The organism is Paraburkholderia sp., assembly GCF_035501035.1.
In the GTDB taxonomy this organism is placed as follows: Bacteria; Pseudomonadota; Gammaproteobacteria; order Burkholderiales; family Burkholderiaceae; genus Paraburkholderia.
In genome coordinates this window covers 26644-43838 of sequence record NZ_DATJWR010000289.1, presented here as the reverse complement: position 1 = coordinate 43838, position 17195 = coordinate 26644, and the positions used below count along the sequence as shown (strand labels likewise).

17 protein-coding genes are annotated in these 17195 nt (G+C 61.9%); 10 read left to right on the top strand and 7 right to left on the bottom strand.

What is annotated here, in order from left to right:
- Positions 1-53: 53 nt before the first annotated feature.
- Positions 54-1370: an IS701 family transposase gene (locus VMJ11_RS21570; protein WP_325621576.1), complete on the bottom strand. Its 1317-nt coding sequence runs from the start codon at positions 1368-1370 to the stop codon at positions 54-56.
- Positions 1371-1498: 128 nt separating this feature from the next.
- On the opposite strand from VMJ11_RS21570, the gene VMJ11_RS21565 reads away from it, so the two are divergent.
- Complete coding sequence (locus tag VMJ11_RS21565) at positions 1499-1621, top strand: hypothetical protein (RefSeq protein WP_414694442.1); 123 nt, start codon at positions 1499-1501, stop codon at positions 1619-1621.
- Between the two features lie 183 nt (positions 1622-1804).
- Here the strand turns inward: VMJ11_RS21565 and lhpI are convergent, their stop codons facing one another.
- Positions 1805-2719 carry a bifunctional Delta(1)-pyrroline-2-carboxylate/Delta(1)-piperideine-2-carboxylate reductase gene (lhpI, locus tag VMJ11_RS21560; protein ID WP_325621574.1) on the bottom strand — a complete coding sequence of 305 codons (915 nt, stop codon included), beginning with the start codon at positions 2717-2719 and terminating at the stop codon, positions 1805-1807.
- A gap of 196 nt (positions 2720-2915) precedes the next feature.
- On the opposite strand from lhpI, the gene VMJ11_RS21555 reads away from it, so the two are divergent.
- Positions 2916-3662, top strand: coding sequence for a FadR/GntR family transcriptional regulator (locus tag VMJ11_RS21555; RefSeq protein ID WP_325621572.1), 747 nt, complete (start codon positions 2916-2918; stop codon positions 3660-3662).
- Between the two features lie 92 nt (positions 3663-3754).
- On the opposite strand, the gene lhpH is transcribed toward VMJ11_RS21555, so the two are convergent.
- Together lhpH and VMJ11_RS21545 are read right to left on the bottom strand one after the other, a co-directional pair.
- On the bottom strand, positions 3755-4762 hold the full coding sequence (gene lhpH / locus VMJ11_RS21550; RefSeq protein ID WP_325621570.1) for a trans-3-hydroxy-L-proline dehydratase: 1008 nt from the start codon (positions 4760-4762) through the stop codon (positions 3755-3757).
- Positions 4763-4792: 30 nt separating this feature from the next.
- A complete protein-coding gene (locus VMJ11_RS21545; RefSeq protein ID WP_325621568.1) occupies positions 4793-5911 on the bottom strand; it encodes a branched-chain amino acid ABC transporter substrate-binding protein in 1119 nt (372 codons plus the stop codon).
- Positions 5912-6147: 236 nt separating this feature from the next.
- On the opposite strand from VMJ11_RS21545, the gene VMJ11_RS21540 reads away from it, so the two are divergent.
- From VMJ11_RS21540 to VMJ11_RS21510, 7 genes are all read left to right on the top strand, one after another.
- Positions 6148-7047 carry a LysR family transcriptional regulator gene (locus tag VMJ11_RS21540; protein WP_325621566.1) on the top strand — a complete coding sequence of 300 codons (900 nt, stop codon included), beginning with the start codon at positions 6148-6150 and terminating at the stop codon, positions 7045-7047.
- A 98-nt stretch (positions 7048-7145) separates the two neighbouring features.
- On the top strand, positions 7146-7820 hold the full coding sequence (locus tag VMJ11_RS21535; RefSeq protein ID WP_325621580.1) for a histidine phosphatase family protein: 675 nt from the start codon (positions 7146-7148) through the stop codon (positions 7818-7820).
- Between the two features lie 25 nt (positions 7821-7845).
- On the top strand, positions 7846-8862 hold the full coding sequence (locus VMJ11_RS21530; protein ID WP_325621564.1) for a phosphotransferase: 1017 nt from the start codon (positions 7846-7848) through the stop codon (positions 8860-8862).
- 44 nt (positions 8863-8906) lie between these two features.
- Positions 8907-9671, top strand: coding sequence for an SDR family oxidoreductase (locus VMJ11_RS21525; RefSeq protein WP_325621563.1), 765 nt, complete (start codon positions 8907-8909; stop codon positions 9669-9671).
- A gap of 72 nt (positions 9672-9743) precedes the next feature.
- Positions 9744-10988, top strand: a complete 1245-nt coding sequence (locus tag VMJ11_RS21520) for an acyl-CoA dehydrogenase family protein (protein WP_325621561.1) — start codon at positions 9744-9746, stop codon at positions 10986-10988.
- Positions 10989-11534: 546 nt separating this feature from the next.
- A complete protein-coding gene (locus VMJ11_RS21515) occupies positions 11535-12959 on the top strand; it encodes a DNA-binding protein (RefSeq protein ID WP_325621559.1) in 1425 nt (474 codons plus the stop codon).
- A 364-nt stretch (positions 12960-13323) separates the two neighbouring features.
- On the top strand, positions 13324-14073 hold the full coding sequence (locus VMJ11_RS21510; protein ID WP_325621557.1) for a hypothetical protein: 750 nt from the start codon (positions 13324-13326) through the stop codon (positions 14071-14073).
- Between the two features lie 171 nt (positions 14074-14244).
- On the opposite strand, the gene VMJ11_RS21505 is transcribed toward VMJ11_RS21510, so the two are convergent.
- Both VMJ11_RS21505 and VMJ11_RS21500 read right to left on the bottom strand, forming a co-directional pair.
- Positions 14245-14433 carry a hypothetical protein gene (locus VMJ11_RS21505; RefSeq protein WP_325621555.1) on the bottom strand — a complete coding sequence of 63 codons (189 nt, stop codon included), beginning with the start codon at positions 14431-14433 and terminating at the stop codon, positions 14245-14247.
- Positions 14434-14598: 165 nt separating this feature from the next.
- Positions 14599-14982 carry a hypothetical protein gene (locus VMJ11_RS21500; protein ID WP_325621553.1) on the bottom strand — a complete coding sequence of 128 codons (384 nt, stop codon included), beginning with the start codon at positions 14980-14982 and terminating at the stop codon, positions 14599-14601.
- Positions 14983-15215: 233 nt separating this feature from the next.
- On the opposite strand from VMJ11_RS21500, the gene VMJ11_RS21495 reads away from it, so the two are divergent.
- The gene (locus VMJ11_RS21495) at positions 15216-16595 is read left to right on the top strand and encodes an IS4 family transposase (protein WP_325621551.1); all 1380 of its coding nucleotides are present in this window, start codon (positions 15216-15218) and stop codon (positions 16593-16595) included.
- 69 nt (positions 16596-16664) lie between these two features.
- On the opposite strand, the gene VMJ11_RS21490 is transcribed toward VMJ11_RS21495, so the two are convergent.
- Complete coding sequence (locus VMJ11_RS21490) at positions 16665-17162, bottom strand: PRC-barrel domain-containing protein (RefSeq protein ID WP_325621549.1); 498 nt, start codon at positions 17160-17162, stop codon at positions 16665-16667.
- Between the last annotated feature and the right edge of the window lie 33 nt (positions 17163-17195).

Genomic DNA, 17195 nt, shown 5'->3' with positions numbered 1-17195 from the left:
GCCATCGTTGCATGAGCCTATGCCCGAGCAGGATACGCAACGTAGTAATGGAATCAGGAACGTGGCGTTGAGCGCGCTGGACTGCCCCGGGGGATGTAATCCGGGGGAAGGGCAGGCAGCGCGCGTTCGGGGAAGTTTTTTTTATCGCGCTCATCTGCGCGCATCCTGAGTCGCTGAGCCATCAGAAACCCATACGCAGCGATACTCAGTGTGGCGTGATGGTGAAAGCCACGCCAGCCTCGTCCTTCATAATGACCGAGCCCGAATTCCTGCTTCAGGTCCTGATAGTCGCGTTCGATGCGCCAGCGCATCTTGGTCACGAACACAAGCTGCTCAAGTGTCGCCTCCCCGGGAGCGGTAGTGAGAAAGTATTTGAGCGGCTCCGTATCGCCATCAGGCCATTCAATGAGTAGCCATTCTTCGTCGCGAACGGTACTTCGCCAAGTGTCGCGATGTGCGGGGCGAACCCGTACGGCGGCAAAGCGTGAGGAAAGTGCGGCGTTGCTGCCTTCCCGCCAGGTGACGGTTTGCCAGGCGTTCACGGGTAATTGCATGGCCAGTTCCTTCACCGCGATCGGTTCGTGTCCGGGCGCACGACGCAACAAGGTTGGCGGCTTGCCGCGCCCGCTCCATGGCTTGGGTGGAAGTGGTGCCGTGCCGGGCGCCCACACTGAGGTACCAGGCCGGATCCCTATCGCGTACAACAAACCCAGTTCCGATACGCCATCCCGGAAAGCGGTTTCATCACCGTACCCGGCATCGGCCAGCACGATGCCAGGCGCAACGCCGGATGCCATAGCCTCGCGAAGTTGTGCCAGCGCAATCTGGGGCTTGGTCGCGAAAGCCAGATCGTCGGGAATGCCTGCACGACGTGCACGGTCGCGGTCGTCATACCATTCCTTCGGGACATACAATTGCCAGGCAACCGGCAGGCTGCCGCGTTGCGTCGCGATCGACAGGCTCACGGCGATCTGGCAGTTATCCTGTTTGCCCAGTTGCCCACAATATTGCCGCGCTACGCCGACCGAATGCTTGCCCTTCTTCGGAAAGCCCGTGTCGTCGATAATCCAGTAATAGCCAGCCTCTTCAGCAGCGTGCAGGCCTAACGCGGGCATCACCCATTCGCGTACCCGCTCCAGGACCGCCCGGTCAGACCATTCTGCCTTGGCCACAAAATGGTGGAGTGACTGGTGCTTCGCACTCGCGTGCAGTGGATCAATGTGCGCGGCCATCGGCTCAACGCTCTTGCGTGACAACGGCATTACCAGGCCCGAACAATAACCCTTGAGGCCGGCATGGCGATCGGCGTGCCCTAACGCCTGCGCCAGATGATTCAGATACGCGTCAAATTCGTCCACATCTTCGCTCATCGCGATCGCCCGAAGTCTGTATTATTCAATACTACCAGGTATCGCTTCGCTGCAAATGGATTTTGTGACACAGTAAGACTAGGGTTATACATACCCTCCCAATTCAATTCATTTGCGGCAGGATGGTTGTGCCCGCACGCTTTGACCCGTTCCAATTCCCGATTCTGCCCAAGGGAATCAACGTGGACTATCCGCTTTCGGCAGAAAACAAGGCGCTGTTCGCGCATCCGAACGATCAGGCGCTCGACTGACGGATTGACGGCAAGACGCGGGGCAGGGACGCCGGGCAGGGTGCCGCGTTCCCTGTGTTTTGCCGCTCAACATCACACTGAAGGCAACGCCAGGAAGCCCGAGAAGTTCATCTGCCGCGACTGCGGCGCCCATGCGGGCAGACGCTCCCGGCCACGCGTCTGCCCATTGCGCATTGGCGCCCTTCAGTCGATCTTCGCGCGAACGACGCGGCACGCAGCAAGATCCCATGCGGCGCAGCCAACGCTCTTGAAGAAGACGGGTGCGTCGGGCTCGAGGTCTTTGCTGATGGCGTCGCCCAGCGAGTTCACTTTTGTCCAGTCGAAGCCTGCCTGAATCAGATCGCCCGCTTCGTACTTCGCACCGACCGGGTCGTCCACGACGATGAAACTGCTGTCGACCGTCGCTTTGCCCACTTCCGCGGCATCGGGAGTGAACGCGCCGACACCGACGACAAGGCGCCCGGCTCGAGCCGGTACGGCGTAGACGGGCGTTTTGCTCGTCGTGACAGTGACCACGACATCGACCGAGTCGAAGATACCGCCTTCGAGCGCGCTGAGATTGGGGATGACGCCGGCCATGCTCTCGACGAAGCTTCGCGTGCTTTCCTGCGACGATCCCCTCACGAAAATGCGCGCTTGCGGAAACAGGACCGAGAACGCTTCCACGTGGTTCGCCCCCTGCGTCCCTGTTCCGATGATGAGAATCTGCTTCGGCGCAGTGGAGTGGAGGGTCATGATGCCAAGCGCGCTGACCGCGGCGGTCCGGCGTCCGGTCACCGTGGGGCCATCGAGCACGAACAGCATCTCGCCCGTGAGCGAGTCGCACGCAATCACCTGGCCGTGGATGGTGGGGAGTTGGCGCTTGCGGTTGTCCGGACACACGTTGACCAGCTTGTGGATCGCGATATCGCTCGCGCTGGACGGCATCGACAGCATGACCCCGCCGTTCTGCAAGGGCACGCCCAGACGCTCGGGACTGACGATCTTCCCGGCGGCGTACTCCACTGTGGTCTCGCGCAGCACCTGGACTAGCGTTGGATAGTCCAGCATTGCGGCAGTGGCGTGTGCATCGAAAGTTCTGGGGTGCAGTGTGGTCATGGCTACGGTCGCTCGCCTCGTTAGCGTCATCGGTGAAGTGGATTGAATTTAAACCAAATGTGGCTATAATTCAATCCAGAATTGCCGTGCACACCGGAATGTGGCTAGATGTGGAGCCAATCCCCATAGGAATCGGTCTGGTTTTGCCTGCATCTCGAAGTGGTATATTGCAAACCAATGTATCGAAAGGTCGAACATGGCTTCCGCACGAATCGATTTGCCCGCGAATTTCCGGCCCCTCCAGATTTACGAGCAGGTTTCCGAGAAGATCCGGGCGGAAATCCAGGCCGGCAGGTATCTCCCGGAGTCGCGCCTGCCTTCCGAGCGCGAACTGGCCACCCTGTTCGGTGTCGGGCGTCCGGCCGTGCGCGAAGCGATCGGCGCACTCCAGAACGAGGGGCTGGTCGTCACGCGCAGAAACTCGGGCACCTATGTTTCGGAAAATGCACCCGAAGTGCTCGCACGGCTTGCCACGCCATCCGCGATTGCCGACGCGGGCCTTCAGGTGGACTACAGCCCGTCCGCGACGCTCGACGTTCGGCTGATTCTCGAGCCCGCCATCGCGCGCCGGGCAGCCGCACACAGGAAGCGCGACGCGCTCGCGGAGCACTATCTCGCGCAAATGGAAACGCTCACCGACGTTGCCGATGCGGAGGAGCGCGCGCTGTGGAATAACAGTGACCGCCTGTTTCATCGGCAGCTTGCGGTCATGACCGGCGACGCGCTCCTTGCGAAGCTCGCTCAGGAGATCGCCGAAACCATGGATCAGTCATTGTGGAAGCGCCTCAAGGATGACGGGATCTATGACCCCGCGCGCATCCGGCTCTACGTCGCCGAGCACCGGCTCATCTACGAAGCCATCGTGACGGGCGACGGCGACGCGGCCGCTTTCTACGTGGAGCAGCACATCCATCGCGTGCAGCGCGATATCGCGCCTGCCTGATACACCCCATACCTTTCACGACCCACGCAAAAAAGGCGCACGCGGAATGACCCGTCGTGCGCCCGAAACCCCGGTACAGGGGGAGAAGCGCTTCAGCGTACGAGGAAGCCGTATGTCAGGGGATCGCGCTCGTCGATGATCCATTGCGCGAAGCCGCAGATATACGCTTCGCCTTCGACTTCGGGTATCACGGCGGGAATGCCCTTCACCGAAGTCTCCTTCAGAACCCGGCCTTTGAAGACGGTGCCGACAATGGACTCGTTGACGATGGTTTCGCCAGCCTTCAATTCGCCACGTTGATACAGCTGGGCGACACGGCCGCCGGTTCCCGACCCGGTTGGCGAGCGGTCCACTTCGCGATCCGCGAAAACGCAGCAGTTCGCCTGCGTGGAGCCCGGATGCCGCGGCTTGTTGGCGATGATCGTTCCGTAGATGTGGTTGATCTCGGGGATCTCCGGGTGCTGTACCGGAAATGCCTTGTTCGCGGCTTCCTTTACCTCGGCCCCGAAGCGGATCAGCTGCTCGACGGCCGCCTCGCGAACCGGCAGATCGAAAGGCTCGCCGTCGACGTAAAAGTAGAAGGCGCCGCCATAGGCGATATCACCCGTGACCTCGCCGAAGGTGGGCGTTTGAACCGTCACGTCGCGCTTCCAGAGGAACGACGGCACATTCACGAAGCGGACCGTGCCGGCATGCTCGCCGTCCCATTTGACGAAGGCCTCGATGAAGCCGCAAGGCGCGTCGATGCCAACCCGGGTCTCGGGAATCGTTCGCTGAACCCAGCCCAGCTCGACGGCCGCGGTGGACAGCGCGATGACGCCGTGACCGCAGTGGTCGCTGTAGCCTTCGTTGTGCAGGAAGATCACGCCGAAGTCCGCGCCCGGGGAAACCGGCTCGGTGAGATAGCCGCCGTACATGTCGGCGTGCCCGCGCGGCTCGAACATCAAGGCGCGGCGCATGTCGTCGGCGTGCTCCTTGAGCCACGCGCGGCGCTGGACGATAGTGTTCCCCGGCAGGCGCGGCAGGCCGCTCGTGACGATGCGGAAGGCCTCGCCGCCGGTATGAACTTCGACGGTCGAAATGGTGCGGGTCGGTTTCATGTGCGTTGAATGGCTACACTTGTGGGAGACTTACTGAGCATACGGCACAGGAAACCCGTTGCGAATCACGTAGACCGTGGTCGGCGCGCCCACCAGATCGCCCTTTGCGTCGAACGAGTACGTGCCCGCTATGCCCTTGTACTGTTCCTTCGAAAGCTGGGCCATCAGCTTCGTCTTGTCCGTCGTCGTGCCCGCCTTGACCATGGCATCGGCCAGAAGCTTCACCCCGTCGTAATAGTTCACGCCATAGACCTGCGGGTCCGTGCGCCAGGTGTCGTGGTACTTCTTCAGAAACTCGCGGCCTTCCGGGGTTTTGTCGAGCGCGATGCCGCCTTGGGCGCAATACACGATCGAGGCCGCATCGCCGGCGACCTTGCCCATGTCCGGCGAGCAGATGCCATCGCCGCCGAGCAGCTTTGCACGAAGACCGCGCTGGCGCATCTGCTTGGCCATTGGCGCGCCCTGGGCTGCATAGCCGCCAAAGAAGATGACATCGGGATTCTTGCCCTTGATTGCCGTCAGGATGCCGAGGAAGTCGGTTGCCTGCGAATTCGTAAACTGACGGTCGACGATCTCCAGGCCGTTGGCTTTCGCCACCTGCTCGAATTGCTGGGCAACGCCCTGACCGTAGGCCGTTCTGTCGTCGATGATGGCTGCGGTTTTCACCTTGAGCGTCTTCACCGCGAACTCCGCCATCGTTCCACCAAGCTGCTCGTCGCTTGCACCGATGCGGAAAATATTCTTGAACCCCTGGCGCGTCAACGCGGGATTGGACGCAACCGAAAGGATGGGGATGTTCGCATTGTTGTACACGCGCGATGCGGGGATCGAGACGCCGGAGTTATAGGGCCCCATGACAGCGACAACGCCCCGGTCGGTCAGATTCTGGGCGACCTGAACACCCACTTTCGGGTCGGCCTGGTCATCCTGCGAATCCAGTTTGAACGTCACGGTTTTTCCGGCGACTTTGATGTTCTGCCTGTTCAATTCGTCGATGGCGAGGCGGGCGCCGTTCTCATTGTCCTTGCCATTTGCTGCCTGCGGGCCGGTAAGAGGTGCGGAATGCCCGATGACGACGACTTCCTGCGCGTGTGCCGTGATCGCGCCGAACGCCGACACGGCGGCCAGGGCGGTGAGAAGGTGCCGCATGGTTGGGTCTCGCTAGATTGGTTTTGGAAAGACCAATGTATTTCAATAGTGGTTTCATGGCAAGCAGTTTTCTCAAGAAAACCGGTATCTGGTTTTCTTTATAACCAGATCATGGGTCTGCCCGGTGGCAGTAAGGGCGACGGGATTTGTGAGATAAGGACGGCAGCAGCGGGGCCACGTTGGGCACTCGCCAGAGTCAATTGACATTCCCGAATGCCTCGGGGAAAACTCAAGACATGCGTCCATCAAAGATCGATCTGAATCTCTTCACCGTTTTCGAAGCCGTCTATCGCACGCGCAACCTCACGCGCGCGGCGGAGATGCTGTTCATTACACAGCCGGCCGTGAGCAATGCCCTCGCGCGCATGCGCAAGGCGTTCGACGATCCGCTTTTCGTGAGCACACCGGCCGGCATGATGCCCACGCCGGTTTCGGAGAACATCATCGGCCGCGTACGGGAGGCGCTTCAGCTGCTCGATTCGAGCACCCATGCCGGTGAACGCTTCGATCCGGCTTCGTCGCAACGGACGTTTCGCCTGAGCATGAACGACCTGACCGAGGCGTTGCTGCTTCCCGCGCTCGAAGAAGTGCTGCAGCGCCAGGCGCCTGGCATTCGCATCGAGAGCTACTTCACGACGCGCCGGGACGTTCCCGAAGCGCTCGCCAGCGGTGCGGTCAATCTCGCGATCGACGCTCCGCTAATCGACGATCCCCACCTCGAGCAGGAACCGCTGGGCCGGGACCGCTACGCGTGCATGGTGCGCCAGGATCATCCGTTCGCGAAGAAGAAGCTCACGATCGACGATTACCTGCGGCTCGGCCATATCCACGTCTCGAGTCGCCGGCAGGGGCCGGGCCTCGTCGATACCGAGCTCAACAAGCTCGGACTCAGGCGGACCATCCAGACGCGCGTTCAACACTATCTCGTCGCGCCATTGATCGCGATGCGGACCGATCTCGTGCTGACCGCGCCGCTCATGCTGCTCAAGCGTTATGACGCGCGTATTCTGGCGCTGCCGTTTGCGCTTCCCGATCTGGAGACGCATGGCTACTGGCACCGCAGCGTCGCGGGGGACCCGGCTCACCGCTGGCTGCGCGAGCAGATTGGCCGCCTCATGCGCAAAGCCAGGCAATAGAGGGTGTCACGAATCGTTATAGCCGGGTATCAATATAATAAATTTCCTGAATGCCGGCGCGCTCGCTATCCTTCCACTCATATTCAGACGAGGATGGCATGGCGGAACTCTATCTGGTACGGCATGGGCAGGCGTCTTTCGGCGCCGAAAACTATGACGAGCTTTCACCCTCCGGGCGCACCCAGTCATTGTGGCTGGGTGAATACTTCGCGCAGTCGCACCTGACGTTCGATCGTGTCGTGACCGGCACGATGCAGCGGCACGCGCAAACCGCTTACACCATCCTCACCGGCATGCGAGGCCAGCCTGTCGAGGTCGTGCAGGACGCGGATCTGAACGAGTACGATTTTCACGCGCTGTTTTCAGCGCTCGGCGAGAGCGGGCTTGCGCCGGGCCTGCTGGCCGAAAGCTCGATGAAGCCCTTCTATAAGGGGCTCAGACAGGTGTTGCAGCTTTGGTCCGAGGACCGCTTGCCTGGTCGCGTTCCCGAGACATGGGGGCAGTTTCAGGAGCGTGTCGAGCGGGCTCGCCTTGCCATTCAGCGTTTGGGCGGCAAGCGGGTGCTGGTGGTCAGTTCGGGCGGCCCGATTGCCGTTTTCGCGCAGCAGGTTCTACAGGCGCCGGCAGCCGCCGCAATCGCGCTCAACATGCAGATCCGCAACAGCAGCGTGAGCCAGTACGTCTACAACGACAGCGCAATGTCGCTGGTCACCTTCAATACGTTGCCTCATCTCGAACACGCCGAGAGGCGCGAACTCGTCACTTACGGTTGATTCGAATCCGGTTGCCCGCACCATCATGAATGCAAGTCTTCAGTTCGACGTCGAAAAGCTCACGCGCTATCTGGCGGCACACGTACCCGGCTTTCGGGGGCCCATGTCCGTCGAGAAGTTCGCTGGCGGGCAATCGAATCCCACATTCCTGCTCGAGGCGCAAAGCGGCCGCTATGTGCTGCGCAGGCAGCCGCCAGGAGAGCTGCTCAAGTCCGCACATGCCGTGGACCGAGAATTCCGCGTGCTGAGCGCGCTCAGCAATACGCCGGTGCCCGTCGCGCAAGCGCTGCATCTTTGTGAGGATCGCGAAGTGATCGGCAGCCTGTTCTACGTCATGAGCTACGAAGAGGGCGAAATCTACTGGGACCCGTCGTTACCCGCATTGCAGGTTGGCGAACGCGGGGCCTTCTACGATGCGCTGATCGGCACGATGGCGGCTCTCCACGACGTGGATGTCGATGCCGTCGGCCTTGCCGACTATGGCCGCGCGGGCAGCTACTTTGCGCGCCAGATCGACGTCTGGACGAGGCAGTATCGCGCGGCGCAGACCGATGAGTTCGATGCCATGGAAACGCTGATCGCATGGCTGCCGGCGCACTGTCCGGCCGAAACGGGCAAGGCTTCGCTCGTGCACGGCGACTTCCGCATCGACAACCTGATTTTCCGTCGCGGCGCGCCGCAGGTGCGCGCCGTTCTCGACTGGGAACTCTCCACGCTCGGCAATCCGCTGGCCGATCTCGCGTACTTCTGCATGTGCCTTCGGCTGCCTCCTCGAGGCCATATCATCGGGCTCGCGGGGCTGGACAGGGCCGCGCTCGGCGTGCCGGAAGAAGCCGCGATCGTCGAGCAGTATTGCCGGCTGCGGGGTATCGGAACGATCGAGAACTGGCATTTTTACCTCGCATTCAGCTTCTTCCGGCTTGCAGCCATCGCGCAGGGCGTGAAGAAGCGGGCCATGGCCGGCAATGCTTCGAACGACAAGGCGCGCCAGGTTGGCGAAATGGCAGGAGTACTGGCGGAAATGGGTGTCGAACTGATCTGAAGGCAGGCGATGAACGCGTGAACCGGAATACATCGAGGATAGTCGTGACTACTAATTTATTTGATCTGCAAGCCAAGATTGCATTAGTCACCGGCGCGAGCCGGGGCATTGGCGAGGAAATTGCGAAGCTGCTCGCGCAGCAAGGCGCGCATGTGGTCGTGTCGAGCCGCAAGCTCGAAGACTGCGAGGCGGTTGCGCGCGGAATCCGGGAGGCGGGCGGCAGCGCCGAGGCGTATGCCTGCCATGTCGGGCGTCTCGACGACATCCACGGGATCTTCCAGCACATTCGCACACGGCATGGCCGGCTGGACATTCTCGTGAACAACGCAGCGACGAATCCGTATTTCGGCCACATTCTCGACACCGATCTTTCGTCGTTCGAAAAGACCGTGGAAGTCAACCTGCGCGGTTACTTCTTCATGTCGGTGGAGGCGGGCAAGCTGATGCGCGAGCACGGCGGCGGCGCGATCGTCAATACGGCCTCGGTCAATGCGCTGCAGCCCGGCGACAAGCAGGGCATCTATTCGATCACGAAAGCCGCCGTCGTCAACATGACGCGCGCGTTCGCAAAAGAGTGCGGGCCGCTCGGCATTCGCGTGAATGCCCTGCTGCCGGGCCTGACGAAAACACGCTTTGCCGGTGCCTTGTTCGAAGACCAGGCGATTTACGAAAACTGGATGACGAAGATTCCGCTGCGCCGCCACGCGGAGCCTCGCGAAATGGCAGGCACCGTGCTTTATCTGGTTTCCAATGCGGCGAGCTACACCAACGGGGAGTGCATCGTCGTTGACGGTGGCCTGACGATTTGATCGTGGGAAGCGACGCGCTTCACCCACGCGCGCATCGCATGACATTCATCTGAATTTTGAAGGAAGAGCAAGATGGACTTTGCCTATAGCCCTAGAGTCGAAGCGCTGCGTGCACAGGTGCGCGCGTTCATGGATACGCATATCGTGCCGCGCGTGCGCCAATGGCACGAGGAAGTGAGCGCGGGACAATATCCCGTTTCGTTCATGGAGGAGCTGAAGGAAAAGGCGCGTGCAGAGGGCCTCTGGAACCTGTTCCTGCCGCATCTGCGCGACAACGAGCCAGGTACGCGCCTGACCAATCTCGAGTACGCGCCGCTTGCCGAGATCATGGGGCGCGTGGCGTGGGCCTCCGAGGTGTTCAACTGCAACGCGCCGGACACCGGCAACATGGAACTGCTTCACATGTTCGCCACGCCGGCCCAGCGCGAACGGTGGCTCGAGCCGCTGCTCGAAGGCCGGATCCGCTCGGCCTTCGCGATGACGGAGCCCGCGGTGGCTTCTTCGGACGCGACCAACATCACCACGTCGATTCGCCGTGACGGCGACGACTACGTCGTCGATGGGCGCAAGTGGTTCATCACGAACGCGGCGCACCCGAATTGCCAGCTGTTCATCGTGATGGGCAAAACCGATCCTGACGCGTCGAGCCACCGTCAGCAAAGCATGATTCTCGTGCCGCGCGATACGCCGGGCGTCAAGGTGATCCGCAATATCACGGTGGTCAATCACACGGCGCCGGAAGGCCACTGCGAGATCGAGTTCAAGGGCGTGCGCGTGCCGCGCTCGAATCTTCTCGGCGAAGAGGGCAGCGGCTTCGCGCTCGCCCAGGCACGCCTCGGACCTGGGCGCATTCACCACTGCATGCGCTCGATAGGCGCGGCGGAGCTGGCGCTCGAACTGATGGTCGAACGAGCCCAGGCGCGCACCGCGTTCGGCAAGAAGCTCTATGAGCACGGCTCGGTTGCGGAGTGGATCGCGAAGTCGCGTATCGAAATCGATCAGGCAAGGCTCTTCGTGCTGAAGGCCGCGTGGATGATCGACAACGTGGGCGCGAAGGAGGCGCGCAAGGAAATCGCGATGATCAAGGCGCTCGTGCCGGCTGTGCATACCGCCGTGACCGAGCGGGCCATACAGGTGTTCGGCGCGATGGGCTTGAGCCCCGACACGCCGCTCGCCGACAGCTGGACCTGGGGGCGTGCGCTGCGGTTCGCCGATGGTCCGGACGAGGTGCATCTGCAGAGCATCGCGCGCATGGAGATCAAGGCGCGGCCCTATGAACCGGGCCGCGACAATCCCTACCTGACGCCGGCGGCATAGGGCGCGGCCAGGTTCCAGAGCGTCCCGGCGCCATTGCCGCCACGAGTGAAAGGGCCGCCTGGCGCGCGGTACGCCAGGAGGCCGCCGGCCGTAGCCGCGCGTGCGGGACATCGCGGCCGCGCGCGCTTGACGAAGCCCGGCTCGCCCGAGCGACGCTGAACGGTCGAGCTGGTTGCGTCGAGCGTCGAGCGTCAAGCGTCGGGACGTCGCGAATGGCGAACCCCCGGTCAGGGCAAGGTTTCTCGGGATGACGTTTTCACAATATTCCTTCCATATCGAGCCCCGCCGGTGGCCGCGGCCAGTCGCGCTGCACGTCGAAGCCCTGCATAAGGTGCCTGATGACCGTCCGTTCGCCCGGCCGGGGCAACTGCCGGGCCGATGCCTCGCAATCTCATGAACACCCGCCCGTAAACCCTGCATTTCGGCCGATTAACCGCGGAGCCGGTACCCGACAATCTGTTGCTACGCGAGGTGGGCTGCATAGGGCGCCTACTGGTCGAACGACGAAACGGTATTCGTCACCACTCGCGACTTGTCGAGGCAGATATGTCAAGCAGCATTACGATTACTGACGAACTGATTGCTGAAATTGCGGACCGGATGGCCGACGAGGGCCAGAAGGTGTCACCTGTGGCCATCTGGTCCGAAGTCCATACCGGGTCGGTAGTCGCCGTGGCTGCGGCATTGCGCAAGTGGCGCGAAGCGCGCGCGCCGCGGGTGCCGCAGGTCGTGGAGCGTCCGGCTTTGCCGGAAGCCGTTACGGACACGATGCACGACGCGCTCGAGCGGCTGTGGACGTCGGCGCAGGACGAGGCTGAACGGGCGGTGGCGCGGCGTCTCGCCGCAATGCGTCAGCGCGTCGAGGACGCCTGCAGCGAGCGCGACGACGCGCTCGCGGAACTGCAAACCACCGTCCAGGAACTCGATGCGCTGCAAAGTCAGCTCGATCAAATGACGAGCGCCTACGACGCGAAGGTCGATGCCGTGGCGGGTCTGGAGGAGGACATCGCGCTCGCGGTGCAACGGACCGACGCCGCGGAGAGCCGCGCCCAGGAGCTTGCGGAGCGCGTTGCGGGCCTTCAGGCGGAGCTGGAAGGCGCGATGTCGGAACTGGCCGCGCAGCGTGAAGCGCGTTCGAGCCAGGGGCAGGGGCAGGAAGGGGCAGGCGTCGCAAACGAGGAAGAGGCGGCGACTACGGCGGCAGATGCGGTGGACGCAACCGAGCTGGACGAATCGGAGCGCGCAGCGCTGCAGGCGGCACATTCGGAAGCTGTCGCTCGCCTTGAAAGCGAGCTGGAAGCGATTCGGGCGGCGCTGCAAGCCGAGCAGGAAGCGCACGCAGCCCGGCGGGAAGAGGTTGCCGGCGCGCAGGCTGAACGAGATGCCGCCGCGCTCGAACTGCAAAATGCGCAGACGCAACTCGCCAGCCTGACCGACGAGCGCAATGCGGATGCGTCCGAAATCGCGAGGCTTTCGGCAAGCTTGTCCGAGGCGCAAGAGCAGGCAAGCATTGCGCAGCAACGCGCGGCCGAACTCGCCGAGAGCGCGGCGGCGAGCGAAGACGCTGAGGGCGTGGAAACGGCATCGTCGGCGGGTGTCGACCCGCAAGCACTCGAGGCGTTGAAGGCCCAGCTCGCGCACGAGGCGCAAACTCACGCTGCCGCGATTTCCGAAGCGCGCGAGAACATGAAGAAGTGGTCCGAATACGCGAACGGACTGAAGCAGCAATTGACTCAGGCCAACGAAAAGATGATCGTCGCCCTTGCACGTGGTGCAGGCGAGGCCTCGTTGAGCCGCCGGCTCGTCACCGAGCTGAGCCAGGTCAGCCCGGAACATGAGCTGCTGCGCAAGGACGTCCAGCAGCAAGTGGTCATCGAAGCGATCAGCGCCCAGCTCGAGCAGCAAGGCTACCAGTACGATGCGAAGACGGGCATGGTGTCGAAGCTGAACACCGAAAACGCGGCCGCATGACGGCGCCAATGGCGACGCAGGCAGTTGCACCGCCATGGGTGTTGGCGTTCGCCGACGAAGAGGCTTGTACGGCATCCAGCGTGAAGCCAGTCAGCGCATTGCGGTCAGTCGAATGACCGCATCGTGACGGTGGGGGACCGCGGTTGGCGGTCTCCCTCGTCGCCGGTCCTGGCGCGCTCGTTCAGGTTAGCCGCTGGTCGCTGCGGGAATCGAGTAAGGTTCTCATTGGTAGCGGCGGCCGAGCGCAGGAAGGCGATCCGGATGGCCAGCCGGCTGAAGAGCCGGGGGGCTGAAGTGTCCGTGCAGGACATCGGTCGTGAACCGCTCATGATGTTGTCTCGTCGTGCTTAACGGAGACGAAGAAATGGGCACAAGCGATGGCTACGCGGCGAATCGGGCGGTTCTCTATGCGGCATCGTTGATGCTACTCAGCTCGTGCGGGGGCAACTCCTGCATCGGGTTGGGCGAATGCGGCACAGCAAGTGGGCCGCCTCCTGTGTCCATATCGGGCACGGCCGCCACCGGCAAGGCGCTCGCCAATGCCACGGTCAGCCTGAACTGCGCACAGGGCGCGGGGACTGTGCTTTCCGACAGCGGCGGAAACTACGCCATCTCGTTCAACGGCGCTCCACCTTGTATCGTCACGGCGACATCGGCAGGCACGACGCTGCATTCCGTGGCGTTTGCTGGCGGCGTCTTCAATACGACTCCCGAAACCGAACTGGTGCTCGTGTATCTGGCGGCACAGCTGGGCACGAGCGAAAGCAGCTTGATTGCAAACTTTGCAGGCAACGGACAGTTCCAGAGCGTGCTGGGGAGCCAGTCCGACGTGCTCGCGGCGCAGTCCGCGGTGGTCGCGAATCTGCAAAGTGCCTATTCGTTGACACTGGCAGTGCCGGCATTTCTGACTACGCCATTTGTCACGGGGCAGGCGGGCGTGGACAGCGATCTCGTGGCCCTGCAGAACGCCGGCGCGATCGATTCCAACGGTATGCCCGGCGGCGCCGCTGTTTCGCAGCTAACTGCGGCGGGGCAGGCACATCCGCTGGTTGTCGCATCGACATCTTCGTCCGGATCAGGGGCCGGGGTTACCAGCATGGGGGCGGACCGGTAGCGGTTGGTTGTCGCGGTTGGCCAAGTGCGGGGTGCAATGAATCCAACGCGCCTCATGAGCGCATCATGCGAATCTCGATACGCAAGGCGGCAAGCCGGAGCGCCACCTTGCATGGCGCCGGCTGGATTGCTGGTGCCCTCTTTTGTTGAGGGCCCAGCAGTGGACTGCGCGTCAGTGCCTCGTAACGCCGATAGCCACGATTTCGTATCCGGGATCGGCGTGCTCGTTCGCCACTTTTTCCGCTTCCTCGAACGACAGAAACGACGTGGCTTCTCCTATCGCCGGTGCCATGCCGATGTCGCCGTCCTCCGCGGTGCAGAGGAACTGCTCGCCGGTTTTCACGACGTAGACGGTCATCATGTCTCCCTCCATGGTTTGCAGGGGAGTGTTCAGTCTAGCAGGCTGGAAGGGGTGCGCGCGGTTCGCCGGGTATTTTCCGTCATATGCCCGCCTGAGCCATGCCGGCCGCGATCCCGATTGTCGGAGCGTGATTCGAAGATCGCGTTCGCAAACTGATACTCGAATCTACATGGCCACTTTACCCAGGCACATCGCCGGGGAAACCACACCATCGAAAACGCCGCGGACTGCTTCGCTCGCGGGCCTGGCGCCGCACTGCCGCCAGAGTTCGTTACAGAGCCGATTGCTGCACCGGTTTGACCAGATGATCGTTGAAACCTGCAGCGCGGGTGCGCTGAGAGTCTTCGGTTGGCAGTCGCCCGCTATGGCGACGAGCCGCCATAGCGAAGCTGCGGGATGGCGCGGATTTTTTTGCGCGAGTTCGTAGCCGCTTATGCACGGAAGCCCGATGTCGAGCAGCGCCACGTCGGGGAGGAAAGCCTCGGCACGCTGGATCGCGTCCTGGCTGATGTAAGCCACGGCCAGCGTGTGCCCCTGCAAGGCGAGCAACGTTGATAAGGAATCCGTAGCATCATGTCCAGTCCGTCTCTCTTCTTCTGGTACGCGGCGGCCGTTGCGCTCGCCTCGCGCCGCGATGGCACAACGAAGGCACAACGAGCGAAGCCCCCCTCGCGAGGCTCAGGATTACCCACAAATTGTTCGTAATTCTGCGATGGGATGGCTTGTAAACGAAGACGGCGGATGTTAACTTTGGAGCCGTTCATGATCTGTGATGCCGGGCGTTGTCGGACACCCCTGACCTCGATGATTGGGCAAGTGAAGAGTTTGGTGCTGCCGAACTTGGCGACGCTCGCCTGACCAGACGGCTCGTGATGCTGGCGCGCAGGCTTTCGACGAGTCCTCATTGCTCTTTTCCGCAATCGTTCAATGTTTCTGAGCTGAAGGCGGCTTTTCGGTTTTTCGATAACCCGCAGGTGGATGTCGATGGCGTGCTGGGTGCGCACATTGGTCAAACGCTTTGTCGCATGCAGCAGGTGCCGATCGTACTTGCGGTTCAGGACACCACTGAGTTCAATTTGTCTCATTTGCGGGCAACCGACGGTCTGGGATATGGCTCCGATCCACACGTTCGTGGTTTCCTGATACACAGTCTGCTTGCGCTCACGCCTGAGGGGCTGCCACTCGGCGTGATCGGCCTGAAGACGTGGATACGTAGGCCGGAGGAGTTGGGCAAGAAACATCTGCGCGGGCAACGAAGCGTACAAGAGAAAGAGAGCGCGAAATGGCTCGAAGGTATCGAGCAGCTGGGCATACTCAAGACACACTGTCCGCATACGCAAGTCATCGGCGTGAGCGATCGCGAAGGCGATGTCTACGATGTGTTCCTGGCACGGCGGCCTGCCGGTGTCGACTGGCTGGTGCGCGCGTCGTGGAATCGACGCGTTGCGCACCCTGATCGATATTTGTGGGAAACCGTGCTCGCCTCGCCAGTGATTGGAGAAACGCAACTGCAGGTGCCTGCGCGCGAAAACCGACAGGCACGCACCGCACGGCTGGTTGTGCGATGCATGCCCGTACGCCTTCGTCCACCGCAAAATCGTCGTCGCGAGAGGCTTCCCGAAATTGAGGTATTTGCGATTCATGCGTTGGAAACGAACGTAGACAAAGGAACAGAGCCATTAGAATGGCTTCTGCTGACTTCGGTGCCTACCTATACGCAAGCACAGGCACTCGAGCGTCTGGCATGGTATGCACGCCGACGGACGATTGAATCGTGGCATCGTGTGCTTAAAAGCGGCTGTCGCATTGAAGCCCGCCAATTTGGCAATGTCGAACGATTTGTACGCGCCACCGCGTTGTTCGCCGTAGTAAGCTGGAGAATCCTGTACGCCATGCTGCTTGCACGGCTTGATGGAAACCTGTCATGCGAAGTATTGCTGCAGCCAATTGAGTGGCAGGCCCTGTACTGCCGTACGCACGGTAGTACCGAAATGCCCGATGAACCGCCCTCACTCGCGCAGGTGATTTTGTGGATCGCCAGACTCGGTGGCTATCTTGCCCGAAAGCGTGATCATCCGCCGGGTCCTACCGTCATCTGGCGTGGCTTTCTTGTTCTGCATGAAATTACGATGATGTACCGAATATTCAGGCAGAACGAATAGAACAATTGCGTTACTTGTGGGTAATCCTGAGCTCGCGAGGGGGGGCTTCGCTCGCGCGAGGCGCGTCGGTCACACGTCGATGGGACGATCATGCTCGCCCGCTAGCGGTTCCAGACCGGTCGTTTCCAGGCCCGTGGGGGCGGACAGCCAGTACGGTCGGCGCCCGTAGTAGTCGTGCAGCTGTGTGCCCCACGTTTGATCGGCCATCGAAGGCCAGTGGTCCTTGTCGAATCCGGGGTCGTCCTTGATGCGTTGCGCGGAGACATCGACGCGGAAGCACTTTTGCGCGGTGTCGAGCGTGAGTGCGCCCCAGGGGATCGCATGCAGCGTGGTGCCCATGCCGAGGAATCCGCCTTCCGATAGCACGGCATAGGCGACCCGGCCGCTGCGTACGTCGAGCATGATGTCGGAGATCTTGCCGACGTGCTCGCCGTCGGAGGACATGACCTTGTCGCCGTCGAGCGTCGCCGCAGCCATGATCTCGGGGCCGGGACCCTCACCGACGCCGCCGCCAACAATATTCACACCGGTACCGGCTGATTGGGATTGGGATTGAAGCGTAGTCATTTTGAACTCCTGTCTTTGGTGGAGACCTGTGGA

Bases quoted from the DNA above. Each gene is read 5' to 3' on its own strand.
- VMJ11_RS21570 (WP_325621576.1), bottom strand. From the start codon at position 1,370: ATGAGCGAAGATGTGGACGAATTTGACGCGTATCTGAATCATCTGGCG.
- lhpI (WP_325621574.1), bottom strand. From the start codon at position 2,719: ATGACCACACTGCACCCCAGAACTTTCGATGCACACGCCACTGCCGCA.
- VMJ11_RS21555 (WP_325621572.1), top strand. From the start codon at position 2,916: ATGGCTTCCGCACGAATCGATTTGCCCGCGAATTTCCGGCCCCTCCAG.
- lhpH (WP_325621570.1), bottom strand. From the start codon at position 4,762: ATGAAACCGACCCGCACCATTTCGACCGTCGAAGTTCATACCGGCGGC.
- VMJ11_RS21545 (WP_325621568.1), bottom strand. From the start codon at position 5,911: ATGCGGCACCTTCTCACCGCCCTGGCCGCCGTGTCGGCGTTCGGCGCG.
- VMJ11_RS21540 (WP_325621566.1), top strand. From the start codon at position 6,148: ATGCGTCCATCAAAGATCGATCTGAATCTCTTCACCGTTTTCGAAGCC.
- VMJ11_RS21535 (WP_325621580.1), top strand. From the start codon at position 7,146: ATGGCGGAACTCTATCTGGTACGGCATGGGCAGGCGTCTTTCGGCGCC.
- VMJ11_RS21530 (WP_325621564.1), top strand. From the start codon at position 7,846: ATGAATGCAAGTCTTCAGTTCGACGTCGAAAAGCTCACGCGCTATCTG.
- VMJ11_RS21520 (WP_325621561.1), top strand. From the start codon at position 9,744: ATGGACTTTGCCTATAGCCCTAGAGTCGAAGCGCTGCGTGCACAGGTG.
- VMJ11_RS21515 (WP_325621559.1), top strand. From the start codon at position 11,535: ATGTCAAGCAGCATTACGATTACTGACGAACTGATTGCTGAAATTGCG.
- VMJ11_RS21510 (WP_325621557.1), top strand. From the start codon at position 13,324: ATGGGCACAAGCGATGGCTACGCGGCGAATCGGGCGGTTCTCTATGCG.
- VMJ11_RS21505 (WP_325621555.1), bottom strand. From the start codon at position 14,433: ATGATGACCGTCTACGTCGTGAAAACCGGCGAGCAGTTCCTCTGCACC.
- VMJ11_RS21490 (WP_325621549.1), bottom strand. From the start codon at position 17,162: ATGACTACGCTTCAATCCCAATCCCAATCAGCCGGTACCGGTGTGAAT.